The organism is Streptomyces sp. NPDC001492 (assembly GCF_053597275.1).
In genome coordinates this window covers 45,458-57,505 of the sequence record NZ_JBSFHW010000047.1, presented here as the reverse complement: position 1 = coordinate 57,505, position 12,048 = coordinate 45,458, and the positions used below count along the sequence as shown (strand labels likewise).

Here is a 12,048-nt window from a genome sequence, read left to right as displayed (position 1 = left end):
GGATGTCACGCCTCGGGGGCCGCCGCGACCACGCCCGCGGCGATCGCCGCGCCGAGGGCAGCGTGGTCCTTGGCGGTCTGGTCGGCGTAGGCGAGGGCGAAGTCGGCGACGGCCTGCTCGAAGGTGTCGGCGCCGCCGAGATAGGCGGCGATGGCGATGCGGTCGCCGGAGCGGGCGTGGGCGCGCGCCAGGGCGGTGCCGCACAGGCGGGCGTATCCGAGCAGATCGGCCGGGCTCATGCCGGCCACGTCCGCGGAGCCCTTCATGTCGCGCAGCTGCCGCCAGTAGAAGGCGCGCCCCTGCGGCCCGCTCATCCACCCCAGGAAGATGTCACTCGCCGCCTGCAGCAGCCGCTGACCCGCAACGACGCGATGCCCGGGATGGACGTAGGGCCCATGGGGCAGATGTTCCTCCCATACGGACTTCCGGGCCTCCTTGATCTGCAGGAACAGGGGGTCGCTCTCGTCGCGGCCCGTCAGCAGGACGACGAAGCAGCGCAGGCCGACACTGCCGACGCCGACGACCTTGCGGGCGGCGTCCACGAAGCGGTAGCGGTCCAGGAGCAGACGGCGCTCCTCGGAGAGGGTGGAACGGTAGTCGCTGAAGATCTTGCGCAGGGAGGCCGTGTCGGAGGCGCCGGCGGGTTCCAGGAGCGGCGGGTCGTGGATGATACGGCGGCGCCCGTCGACCACCTCGGTGAGCTTGCCGAGGGCCTGGAGACTGGTGCGGCGGCGGGCCCGGGTGAGGCTGGAGGCGACCTGTCTGCGGCGGCCGGCGGAACGGACGAGGGGCAGCAGGCTGTCGGCGTCGATGCGCTCGTACCAGACGGCGAGCTCGCCCTGCCCGGCCAGCCGCCGCATGGCGGTCCGGTACGCGGCCACCGCCTCCAGCGTCGCGCGCCGCACCTTGGCCTCGGCGTGCCCGTTCGCCCGCCCCGCCACGGCGACGGATGCGGCCAGCCGCTCGACATCCCACTCGAAGGGTCCGGGAAACGTCTCGTCGAAGTCGTTCAGATCGAAGAGCAGTGCCCGCTCCGGGGAGGCGTACACACCGAAGTTCAGCAGGTGGGCGTCGCCGCACAGCTGCACGGTCAGCCCGGTGTGCGGCCGGGACGCGAGGTCGGCGGCCATCACGGCGGCCGAACCGCGCAGAAACGCGAACGGCGACGCCGCCATCCGCCCGTACCGGATCGGCAGCAGCTCCGGCAGCCGGTCACGCCCCTGCCGCTCCAGTACGGCAACGGGGTCGGCCCGGTCGACGGGCGGAACCCACCCGGCATGCGCGGACCGCGCCATCCGCCGACGGGCGGCCTTCCCCCGTTCGGCGCGGACAACGGGCGTACTCACGACACCCACCGCGATACACCGCCCCTGCCCATCACGCCTCCGGTGCGGTCGCCTTCCATCGCCTCCTGATCGCAGTGAAGGCGGGCGCGGGGGCGGGCGCATGCCGGGGGCGGCGATCGGGTGAGGAGGCTTGCGCCGACGCCCCGGTTTTCTCGCCCCCGCCGCCCCTACCCGTCCCGTACCTGGGGGCTGCCGCCCCCAGACCCCCGCTTCGGCCTGAACGGCCTCGTCCTCAGACGCCGGAGGGGCTGAGAGGGAGGACCCCTCGTTGTCAGTGCTCTCGTGCAGGATGAGGGGACGGATGGTGTGACGGGGAGGCCGGGATGGTGCGGTACATCGGGGTGGCGGAGCGGCGGGCGCGGCTTGCGTTGCGGCAGCGGCTGGCTCCGGCGGCGCGGGCGGACAGCCCGGAGGAGGTGGCCGGCACGCTGGTGGCGCTGCACGGCTCGGACCCGGCGACGGTGCATCTGGCCGTGGGCGCGCGACTCGCGGACGCGGCGCGGACCGTGACGGAGACCGAGCGGGCGCTGTACACGGACCGGTCACTGGTGCGGATGCACGGCATGCGGCACACCGTGTTCGTGTTCCCCACGGATCTCACCGCCGTCGTGCACGCCTCGACCGGGCTCACGGTCGCGGGCCGCGAACGGGCCTCGCTGCTCAAGGACATGGCGAAGGCCGGGGCGCCGGACGCGGCCTGGCTGAAGGACGTGGAGGAGTCGGCGTTGGCGGCGCTGGCGCGGCGCGGGCAGGCGACCGCGGCCGAACTCGCCCAGGACGAGCCTCGGTTGAGAGAGCAGTTCGTGTACGCGGCCGGCAAGAGCTACGAGGGCGTGCATACCGTTTCGACCCGGCTGCTGAGGGTGCTGGGCGTGGAGGGCAAGGTCGTACGGGGGCGGCCGCTCGGCTCGTGGACGTCCAGCCAGTTCCGCTGGGCCGTGGCCCCGCCGCACCCCGAACTCGACGTGGCCGAGGCGCAGTCGGTGCTGCTCGGCCGCTGGCTGACGGCATGCGGCCCCGCCACGGAGGCCGATCTGAAGTGGTGGACGGGCTGGAAGGTCACGGACGTCCGGCGTGCGCTGGCGGCGATCGGCGCACAGGAGGTGTCACTGGACGAGGGCACGGGGTACGTGGTCGACGGTGACGTCGAGCCGGTCACGAGCCCGGACCGGCCGTGGGCGGCGCTGCTGCCCGCGCTGGACCCCACGGCGATGGGGTGGCGGGAGCGGGACTGGTACCTGGCGCCTGAGCTGCGGCCGTCGCTGTTCGACTACAGCGGCAATGTCGGGCCGACGGTGTGGTGGAACGGCCGGGTGGTGGGCGGATGGGCTCAGCGTCCCGACGGTGAGATCGTCTGGCGGCTGCTCGACACGGACGGGGTGGGGCGCGAGGCCGAGGCGGCGATCGCGGCCGAGGCCGAGCGGTTGCAGGGGTGGGTGGGGGCCACGAAGGTGACACCCCGGTTCCGGACGCCAATGGAGAAGGAGTTGGCGGGCAAGCTCTGAGCACCGGTCGCGCGTCTTCAGCCCGTCCGGCGAATTGAGCACGAGGCACCGCCATCTCTCACCGCCGGCCAGCAATCAGCCCGTCCGGCGTTTGAGAACGAGGCACCGCCATCCCAATCCCCCACCCACCCGCTGGGGCAGCGCGTCCTCGCCGCCGGCCAGCAAGTCGGCCCGTCCGGCGTTTGAGAACGAAGGACCGCCATCCCAATCCCCCACCCACCCGCTGGGGCAGCGCGCTCTCGTCCGCCGGCCAGCAAGTCAGCCCGTCCGGCGTCTGAGAACGAGGCACCGCCATCCCAATCCCCCACCCACCCACTGGGGCAGCGCGTCCTCGCCGCCGGCCAGCAAGTCAGCCCGTCCAGCGTTTGAGGACGAAGGACCGCCATCGTCAGCAATCCAGCCCGTCCGGCGTTTGAGGACGAGGCCCCTTCAGGGCCGAAGCGGGGGTCTGGGGGCGGCAGCCCCCGGCAGACGGCAACGCACGTGCCGGGTGCCCCGCAAGCACGGGGCACCCGGCACCACGGTCACCGCGAATACCGCATCAGCGCCCGCACCATGTGGCACGTCGTGTCCGACGGCGGGTGCACGCCGATCAGTTCGGCCGTGCTCCGGATCGTCTCGTTGCGGGCCTGGTTCGGCACGTACACCCCCCTGTCGAGCAGGGCGATGGCGAGCCGCATCGCCTTGAGGCGGCGGTTGTGCGTGACGTACCACTCACGCGGACGGCCCGGCGGCAGCGGGCGCTTCTCCACGGGGGCGTAGGGCAGGTCGAGCAGGACGGGGTGCTTGGCGGTGGACTGGGTCGGCTTCGGCTTCAGTGCGGCAGCGGGCACAGGCATCCTCCTGTCGCGGTGAGGGTGCGGGAATGAACGGGGGTTTCGGCACCCCCCAGCACCCTCGAACACTTCTTCTAGTGTACCGCCCGGCACTGACAAAAGGCCCTGGCCACAGGCACTTTGAGAGGACCTCAGGGGTACCTTTGACCCCATGGAGATCTGGATCAACCCGGCATGTTCCAAGTGCCGCAGCGCCATCGGCCTGCTCGACGCCGAGGGCGCCGACTACACCGTCCGCCGCTACCTGGAGGACGTACCGAGCGAGGACGAGATCAGGGACGTACTCGACCGTCTCGGTCTCGAACCCTGGGACATCACCCGCACCCAGGAGGCCGAGGCCAAGGAGCTCGGACTGAAGGAGTGGCCGCGGGACGACTCCTCGCGCGCACGGTGGATCAAGGCGCTCGCCGAGCACCCCAAGCTGATCCAGCGCCCGATCATCACCGCCGACGACGGCACCGCGGTGGTCGGCCGCACCGAGGAGGCCGTACGGGACGCCCTGGCCCGATAGGGCCGACAGCGGGGGCGGAGCGGGCCCTGTGAGCCGGCTTCATCTTCCCTGTGACGTACGTTACTTCAGTGACTCCTGTAACCACTGAGTAACTTCGTTCGGTATCTCGTACATAGCGGCGTACGCTCCCCTACCTCGCAGGAGGCGCGCATGTCGCGTAGGAGAAGTCTCGGTACGAAGAAGAAGATCGCGCTGCTGGTGAGCGCGGCGGCGGTGGCGGGAGGCGGTGCCTTCGTCATGGCGAGCACCTCGAACGCCGCACAGAGCCCCCAGGCCAAGACCCTGTCGGCAGCGGACTCGAACGTCTGCCAGGGGCTCGCCACCGCGCTCGGCAACAACCAGAAGTTCATCGACGGGCAGAAGGCCAACCCCGACGCCCAGTCAGCGGCCCGGATCGCCAACCGCGAGGCGGTCATCGCCCAGATCAAGGTCCAGCAGAAGGCGTCCGGTTGCACCGTTGGGGAGTCGGCTCAGGGCTCCCAGGCGACGCAGCCGGCGCAGAACGCCGGACAGCAGGCCGGGGGTGCGCAGCAGTCCGCACAGCCCTCGCAGGCGGCCTCGGCTCCCGCGGGAAACGCGAACGGGAACGCGGGTGGCGGCGCTGCCGCCTCGGGTCAGCAGGTGTGCAACGGCTCCACCGTCACCCTCTCCGGCGAGGGCGGCGCACCTGCCGCCTCCAGCAACCAGTTCCCGGCGGGGACGACGCTGAAGGTCACCAACCTGGACAACAACAAGTCCACGACGGTGAAGGTCACGTCCGTCTCCGGCAGTTGTGCCCTGCTCAACAACGCGGCCTTCGAACAGGTCCGGGAGCCCGGCAAGTTCCTGATCCGCCACGCACTGATCGAGAAGGTGGGGTGAGGCTCAAGAACTCAGGAACTCCGTGAGGCGGCGGCCGAGTTCGGCGGGTGCGGACTGCGGCAGCGCGTGATGGGACACGGTGGGGACCACGTCCACGTCCGCGCGCGGCAGCAGTGCATCCGCCTTCGCCGCCACCTTGTACGTGTCACAGGTCCTGCTGTTCCCGGCCAGGAGCAGCAGGACCGGCATGTCCAGCCCGCGCAGCGCGTCCGGCGCCGGGCGCGGACCGGTCACCGGCTTCGAGACGGAGGGGAAGCCGGCGGCCGCCTCCTGGAGGCGGAGCCAGTCGGGGTCGAGGGGCACTTCTCCGGTCCCTCCCCCGGTCTCCCATTCCAGCAAGGCACGGGCCCGTCCGGGTGAGGGACGCAGCACCAGCGGCAGGGCGTGCAGGAGATACGCGAGCCGGTATCCGGCGAAGCACTGGGTGGGGTCCAGGAGGAAGAGGCGGCGTATGCGTGCGCGTGCGTGCAGCGCGTGGTGCAGGGCGATCCAGCCGCCGTACGAGTGCCCGCCCAGGTCCGTCTGCTCCAGGCCGAGGTCGTCCAGGACCGCGTCCAGCCAGGCCACCAGGTCGGCGACCGTACGGGGGTGACGGTCGCCGGCCTCGGTACCGCGGCCCGCGCAGCCGGGGAGGTCGACGGCGAACACGCGGTGGGTACGGGCCAGATCGGCCGCCTGGGCGTACCAGCTTGCGGAGGTGGCTCCCCCGCCGCCGGGGAGCAGGACGACCGGGGGCGCGTGGAGAGGGCCGCACATGTTGACGTAGGTCGTCCCGAAGGGCGTGGGGACGGTCACCGCCTCGCGCTCGGCCGGCCACTTGGCCATGACCTTGTCGTAGGCGGCGAGGAAGCCGTCCATGTCGTAGGCGCTGCGAGCAGACACCGGAACCCCCTTATTATCTCGTTGAGCGAGATACTCGACGAACGAGATAATAGTCGGAGGCAGCCCGTGCCGAACCCCGAGGGTCCCGGGATGGAGGTCGTCCACCTGCTGCGTGCCGCGACCGTCGAACTGGCCCTGCACAGCGCCCGGTTCGCGTCCCGCAACGGCATGCACCCCACGGACGTACGCGCCCTGATCGCCCTCATGGACGCCTCCCGAGCGGGTGAGGAGATGACGGCGGGGCGGCTCGGCACCGCGCTCGGGCTGAACTCGGCGGGGACCACCGCGCTGGTCGACCGGCTGGAGCGGGCCGGACATGTGCGGCGACTCCGTGACCCGCGGGACCGGCGCAAGGTGGTGATCGAGGTGACCGAGCGGGCGGTGGAGCTCGGGTGGTCGTCCTTCGGGCCGCTGATCGAGCGGACGGTGGAGCTGCTGCGGGGGTACGACGAGCGGGAGCTGGCCGCGGTCAAGGGGTTCCTGGCGGGAGTGCGGGACGCGGCCGCGGCGCATGGCTGACCCTCCGGCCCCCGCGCAACCCCATCGCATACGAGCCGCCGTACGACAGGCCGGCCGCGCCCGCCGACCGCGTCGACCTGTCGACTCGCTGCGCCCCACCGGCCCTCACACCGTGAATCGCGCCACACCACCGCCAGGTAACACGGGGTTCACACTCGAGCAATGGTCGGGAAATCGCCTGTTGACAGGCTCGCGGGCATCCACCGCGGCGCCTCAGTGCCGCAGCGCCGCAGCACCCGCAAGTGCGTAGACACATCCCCGAAGGAAGTGGCCCGTGACCTTCAAGGCTGAGTACATCTGGATCGACGGCACCCAGCCGACCGCCAAGCTCCGTTCCAAGACGAAGATCATGGCGGGCGAGCCCGCCGGTCTGGACGCGCTGCCGATCTGGGGTTTCGACGGGTCCTCCACGAACCAGGCCGAGGGCCACTCCTCGGACCGTGTCCTCAAGCCGGTCTTCACCTGCCCGGACCCGATCCGCGGCGGCGACGACGTCCTCGTCCTGTGCGAGGTCCTCAACATCGACTTCACGCCGCACGAGTCCAACACCCGTGCCGCGCTGAGCGAGGTCGCCGAGAAGTTCGCCGCGCAGGAGCCGATCTTCGGCATCGAGCAGGAGTACACCTTCTTCCAGGACGGCTACCCGCTGGGCTTCCCCAAGGGCGGCTTCCCGGCCCCGCAGGGCGGCTACTACTGCGGTGTCGGCGCCGACGAGATCTTCGGCCGTGACATCGTCGAGGCCCACCTGGAGAACTGCCTCGCGGCCGGCCTCGCCATCTCCGGCATCAACGCCGAGGTCATGCCCGGCCAGTGGGAGTTCCAGGTCGGCCCGGTCTCCCCGCTGGAGGTCTCCGACCACCTGTGGGTGGCCCGCTGGCTGCTCTACCGCACCGCCGAGGACTTCGGCGTCGCCGCGACGCTGGACCCGAAGCCGGTGAAGGGCGACTGGAACGGCGCCGGCGCGCACACCAACTTCTCCACCAAGGCGATGCGCGAGAGCTACGACGCGATCATCACCGCCGCCGAGTCGCTGGGCGAGGGCTCCAAGCCCCTCGACCACGTCAAGAACTACGGCGCCGGCATCGACGACCGCCTCACCGGTCTGCACGAGACCGCCCCGTGGAACGAGTACTCCTACGGCGTCTCCAACCGCGGCGCCTCGGTCCGTATCCCGTGGCAGGTCGAGAAGGACGGCAAGGGCTACATCGAGGACCGCCGTCCCAACGCCAACGTCGACCCGTACGTCGTGACGCGCCTGCTCGTCGACACCTGCTGCTCCGCGCTGGAGAAGGCCGGCCAGGTCTGATCCCCGGTTTCCCGGAAAGGGGCGTCCACCGTTCGCGGTGGGCGCCCCTTCCCTGTATCGGGGCGTCCACCGTTCGCGGTGGGCGCCCCTTCCCTGTATCGGCGGGTGTGCCCTCAGGGCGTTGCACTCGATGCCAATTTCATGGCAAGGAAGTGTCCAAGCTGTGAGAGGAGGCTCCTCGTGGAGGGCGGGGTCTGCTTCAATGTCGTCATGGCCAGCTTCCAGAACCACACCGCGACGGGTCGCCATGACCTCGAGCCGTTCTGGCCTTCCCGTCAGCACCACGACTTCGACCGGGTGTGTTGCCGCGCGATGAACGCGCAGGCCCTCTAAAGCCGTACACCCCGGCCTTCGGCCAGCGCGACACGACGTACGTCCCGGCGAGCCCGACCACGAATCGCGGCCGCCGTCCTCCAGACGGACTCCTCGCGCGAAAGAGCTGACCTCTCATGGCGACCACTCGTTCTCTCTCCACCGCCACCCTCACCTCCCCCGCCCAGAACGGCGCCCGGCACCGGCTGCGGGCCGTCGACCGGGACGAGGTCGTGGATGTGACGGACTTCCTGCCGCCGGGCGCCACCTGGCTGCCCGCTCCGCAGCACACCCTGCCCACCCTGCCGGGGCAGCCGCCGATGATCGGCTACCTGGTGCTCGTCCCGGCCGACCAGCAGCCGCCGTTCCTTCCGGTGGCGGTGCCCGACCCCACCGGTGAGGAGCGGGGCAGCGGCAACCCGCTCGTGCGGATCGACTCTGTACAGCGCACCGCCGAGGTGGACGGGCGCGAACTCGACCTCACCTACCTGGAGTTCGAGCTGCTCGCGCATCTCGTCGCGCATCCGCACCGGGTGCACACCCGCGACCAGCTGGTCACCACGGTCTGGGGGTACGGCCATGTGGGCGACGGCCGCACCGTCGACGTCCACATCGCCCGTCTGCGCCGCAAGCTGGGCGCCGAGCACCGCGGGACGATCCAGACCGTGCGGCGGGTCGGTTACAAGTACACGCCGCCGACCGGCCGTTGACCGGCCGGCGACCGTTTCTCCTCTGCTGACGGCAGATTGCCGTTCCGTCCCGCGGGCCGACCGGGCAGGCTCACCTGTATGAGACTTCTGGTGCTGGGTGGTACGGAGTTCGCGGGACGGGCCGTCGTGGAGGCGGCCCTGGGGCGCGGCTGGGAGGTGACCGTCTTCAACCGGGGGCGGCACGAACTTCCCTCCGGGGTGCGGGCGCTGCAAGGCGACCGCACCAAGCCCGACGGGCCGGCCGCCCTCGCGGAGGGCGAGTGGGACGCCGTCGTCGACACCTGGTCGGCGGCGCCCCGGGCGGTACACAGCGCTGCGCGGCTGCTGCGGGGTCGCGTCGGGCGGTATGTGTATGTGTCCACCTGCTCGGTGTACGCATGGCCCGCGCCGGCCGGGCACGACGAGAGTGTCCCGCTGGTCGAGGGGGCCGAGCCCGACGCGGATCAGACGGACTACGCACGGGACAAGCGGGGTGCGGAGATCGCCGTCGTCGAGGCGTTCGGCGCGGAGCGCTCCGTGCTCGTACGGGCCGGGTTGATCCTCGGCCCGTACGAGAACATAGGCCGGCTGCCGTGGTGGTTGGGGCGGATCGCACGGGGCGGGCCGGTCCTCGCCCCGGGGCCGCGGGAACTGCCGCTCCAGTACGTCGACGTGCGGGACATGGCGGAGTGGATCCTCGGCTCGGTCGAGCGGGAGTTGAGCGGGCCGTACAACATGGTCAGCGAGCAGGGGCATGCCACCATGGGCAGCCTGCTGGACGCGTGCGTCGCCGTCACCGGCTCGGGCGCACAGCTGCGGTGGACCGACCCCGAGGTGATCCTCGATGCGGGTATCGCGCCGTGGACTCAGCTGCCGGTGTGGGTGCCGCCGCACACCGACATGCACGACTCCATGCACAGCATGGACGTCTCCCGTGCGCTCGCGACGGGGCTGGTCTGCCGCCCCGTCGAGGAGACCGTCGCCGATACCTGGCGCTGGCTCCAGGAAATCGGCGGCACCGCGCCCGTACGGCCGGGGCGGCCGCCGGTGGGGCTTGATCCGGAGTTGGAGGCGAAGGTGTTGGGGAGGCAGTGAGACGCCTGCGGGCCGGTGGGGGCTTGTCGCGCCCACGCGGCGGAGCCGCACATCGACTCAGCCCCGCGCCCCTGAAAACAGGGAAGTTGCCGTCCCGGGGGTGTACCTGGCACCACCCCCCACCCGGGGGGCCCGGCCCCGTGACCCCCCGTCCCCGCTCGGCCAGACTTCTGCCATGAACACCGACACGCACCGTGCCCGGGCGCGGGCCCGAGAGGTACTACTGGCTGCCGTACGGGGACTCGCACTGGCCGTGGCCGTGCTGCCCTTGTCGGTGCTGTTGTTCGTCCTGACGCTCGTCTCCGTCGCGCTCATACCGATCGGCGTCGGTGTCGTCACCACCCCGCCGGTCCTCAACGCCGTACGGACCCTCGCGGACAAGCGGCGGGAGCTCGCGGCCCAGTGGTGCGGGGTGCGGATACCGTCGGCGTACCGGCCGGTCCCCGAGCGGGCCAACCCCTGGGCGCGCACATACGCCATGCTGCGCGACCCGGCTGTCTGGCGGGACGTGCGCTGGCTGCAGGTGGACATGACGGCGGGGTTCGTCACCGCTCTGCTGCCTGCGCTGCTCGTCTTCTACCCGCTGGAGGGTCTCGCGGTGGCGGCCGGCCTGTGGCGGCCGCTCTCCGAGGCCGGCGGCTACTGGTACGGCTTCGTGCACGTCACCGACCAGGCATCCGCGTTCGGCGCCGGCGCCCTGGCCCTCGTGCTCCTCCCCCTCGCCTACCGCTACGCCCCCTCCCTGCTGACCGCCCACTTCCGGCTCACCCGGTCCGTGCTCGGCGCGAGTCAGGCCGAACTGGCCGAGCGGGTACAGGTGCTGACCGAGACCCGGAAGGACGCGGTCGACACCTCCGCCGCCGAACTGCGCCGTATCGAGCGGGACCTGCACGACGGGGCGCAGGCGCGGCTGGTGGCCATGGGCATGGATCTCGGCACCATCGAGATGCTCCTCGACAAGGACCCGGCGAAGGCCAGGCAGCTCCTCGCCCAGGCCCGGCAGTCCTCCGTGGACGCGCTCGCCGAACTGCGCGACCTGGTGCGCGGCATCCACCCGCCGGTGCTGGCGGAACGCGGACTCGGTGACGCCGTCAGGGCGTTGGCGCTGCGGCTGCCGCTGCCCACCGAGGTGAACGTCGAGCTGGACGGGCGCGCGGACGCGCCGGTCGAGTCGGCCGCGTACTTCGCGGTCAGCGAGGTGCTCACCAACGCGGTCAAGCACTCCGGCGCGGACCGCATCTGGATCGACCTGCATCACGGCGAGGACAGGCTGCGGATCAGCGTCACCGACAACGGCAAGGGCGGCGCGGTGATCGGGGCCGGTTCGGGCCTGGCCGGGGTCGAGCGGCGCCTGGGTACATTCGACGGCGTCCTGGCCGTCAGCTCTCCCGCGGGCGGTCCCACCATGGTCACCATGGAGATCCCTTGCGCGTTGTCCTAGCCGAAGACCTCTTCCTCCTGCGCGACGGTCTGGTACGTCTGCTGGAGGCCTACGACTTCGAGATCGCCGCGGCCGTCGAGTCCGGCCCCGAGCTCGCCCGGGCGCTGGCCGAGCTGGAGCCGGACGTCGCCGTGGTCGACGTACGCCTGCCACCCACGCACACCGACGAGGGGCTGCAGTGCGCGCTGCGGGCCCGACGGGACAGACCCGGGCTTCCGGTGCTGGTGCTCTCGCAGCACGTGGAGCAGCTGTACGCGCGCGAGCTGCTCGCCGACGGCAGCGGCGGCGTCGGATACCTGCTGAAGGACCGGGTGTTCGACGCGGAGCAGTTCGTGGACGCCGTACGGCGGGTCGCGGCCGGCGGTACGGCCATGGACCCGCAGGTGATCCAGCAGCTGCTCTCGCGGCGGGCCGCCGACGACCGGCCGCTCGGGCGGCTGACGCCCCGGGAGCGGGAGGTGCTGGAGCTGATGGCGCAGGGCCGCTCCAACGCGGCGATCGCCGGGCAGCTGGTGGTCACAGAACGGGCCATTGCCAAGCACACCTCCAACATCTTCACCAAACTGGACCTGGAGGTCTCGGACGACGACAACCGTCGCGTCCTCGCGGTTCTCGCCTATCTGGACCGGGACCAGTAAGCGGTTGCTGATTTTCCGTAACTTCCGCTGCTCAGGCGGCGGTTGGGTCGCAAAGGCCCGGTAAACCTCTGATTTGTTTGTGAGGCTGCTGAACACCCCTGGGACCA

12 protein-coding genes are annotated in these 12,048 nt (G+C 71.3%); 9 read left to right on the top strand and 3 right to left on the bottom strand.

Annotated elements, in window-relative coordinates; translation table 11 throughout:
• Positions 1-5 precede the first annotated feature (5 nt).
• Entirely contained in the window at positions 6-1,346 is a 1,341-nt protein-coding gene (locus ACWC1K_RS40755) for a DUF2252 domain-containing protein (RefSeq protein WP_450838179.1), read from the bottom strand.
• Positions 1,347-1,669: 323 nt separating this feature from the next.
• On the opposite strand from ACWC1K_RS40755, the gene ACWC1K_RS40750 reads away from it, so the two are divergent.
• Positions 1,670-2,851 (top strand): winged helix DNA-binding domain-containing protein, encoded by a 1,182-nt coding sequence (locus ACWC1K_RS40750; RefSeq protein WP_450838177.1) that lies wholly within the window; start codon positions 1,670-1,672, stop codon positions 2,849-2,851.
• 524 nt (positions 2,852-3,375) lie between these two features.
• Here the strand turns inward: ACWC1K_RS40750 and ACWC1K_RS40745 are convergent.
• Positions 3,376-3,684: a hypothetical protein gene (locus ACWC1K_RS40745; protein ID WP_099928355.1), complete on the bottom strand. Its 309-nt coding sequence runs from the start codon at positions 3,682-3,684 to the stop codon at positions 3,376-3,378.
• A gap of 154 nt (positions 3,685-3,838) precedes the next feature.
• Between ACWC1K_RS40745 and ACWC1K_RS40740 the strand changes: the two genes are divergently transcribed.
• Together ACWC1K_RS40740 and ACWC1K_RS40735 are read left to right on the top strand one after the other, a co-directional pair.
• Positions 3,839-4,198 (top strand): arsenate reductase family protein, encoded by a 360-nt coding sequence (locus tag ACWC1K_RS40740; RefSeq protein WP_450838176.1) that lies wholly within the window; start codon positions 3,839-3,841, stop codon positions 4,196-4,198.
• Positions 4,199-4,348: 150 nt separating this feature from the next.
• Positions 4,349-5,059 (top strand): hypothetical protein, encoded by a 711-nt coding sequence (locus ACWC1K_RS40735; protein ID WP_450838175.1) that lies wholly within the window; start codon positions 4,349-4,351, stop codon positions 5,057-5,059.
• 3 nt (positions 5,060-5,062) lie between these two features.
• Here the strand turns inward: ACWC1K_RS40735 and ACWC1K_RS40730 are convergent, their stop codons facing one another.
• Entirely contained in the window at positions 5,063-5,941 is an 879-nt protein-coding gene (locus tag ACWC1K_RS40730; RefSeq protein WP_450838174.1) for an alpha/beta fold hydrolase, read from the bottom strand.
• 90 nt (positions 5,942-6,031) lie between these two features.
• On the opposite strand from ACWC1K_RS40730, the gene ACWC1K_RS40725 reads away from it, so the two are divergent.
• The 6 genes from ACWC1K_RS40725 to ACWC1K_RS40700 all read left to right on the top strand — a co-directional run bounded on the left by ACWC1K_RS40725 (position 6,032) and on the right by ACWC1K_RS40700 (position 11,941).
• On the top strand, positions 6,032-6,460 hold the full coding sequence (locus ACWC1K_RS40725) for a MarR family winged helix-turn-helix transcriptional regulator (protein WP_450838218.1): 429 nt from the start codon (positions 6,032-6,034) through the stop codon (positions 6,458-6,460).
• A 274-nt stretch (positions 6,461-6,734) separates the two neighbouring features.
• Positions 6,735-7,766, top strand: coding sequence for a glutamine synthetase (glnII, locus tag ACWC1K_RS40720; protein ID WP_450838172.1), 1,032 nt, complete (start codon positions 6,735-6,737; stop codon positions 7,764-7,766).
• Positions 7,767-8,215: 449 nt separating this feature from the next.
• Positions 8,216-8,788: a winged helix-turn-helix domain-containing protein gene (locus ACWC1K_RS40715; RefSeq protein WP_266954533.1), complete on the top strand. Its 573-nt coding sequence runs from the start codon at positions 8,216-8,218 to the stop codon at positions 8,786-8,788.
• A gap of 78 nt (positions 8,789-8,866) precedes the next feature.
• Complete coding sequence (locus ACWC1K_RS40710; protein WP_450838170.1) at positions 8,867-9,862, top strand: SDR family oxidoreductase; 996 nt, start codon at positions 8,867-8,869, stop codon at positions 9,860-9,862.
• Between the two features lie 175 nt (positions 9,863-10,037).
• Complete coding sequence (locus tag ACWC1K_RS40705) at positions 10,038-11,303, top strand: sensor histidine kinase (protein WP_450838169.1); 1,266 nt, start codon at positions 10,038-10,040, stop codon at positions 11,301-11,303.
• The gene (locus ACWC1K_RS40700) at positions 11,288-11,941 is read left to right on the top strand and encodes a LuxR C-terminal-related transcriptional regulator (protein ID WP_450838167.1); all 654 of its coding nucleotides are present in this window, start codon (positions 11,288-11,290) and stop codon (positions 11,939-11,941) included. Before ACWC1K_RS40705 ends, ACWC1K_RS40700 begins: the two co-directional genes overlap by 16 nt.
• Positions 11,942-12,048: the final 107 nt, after the last annotated feature.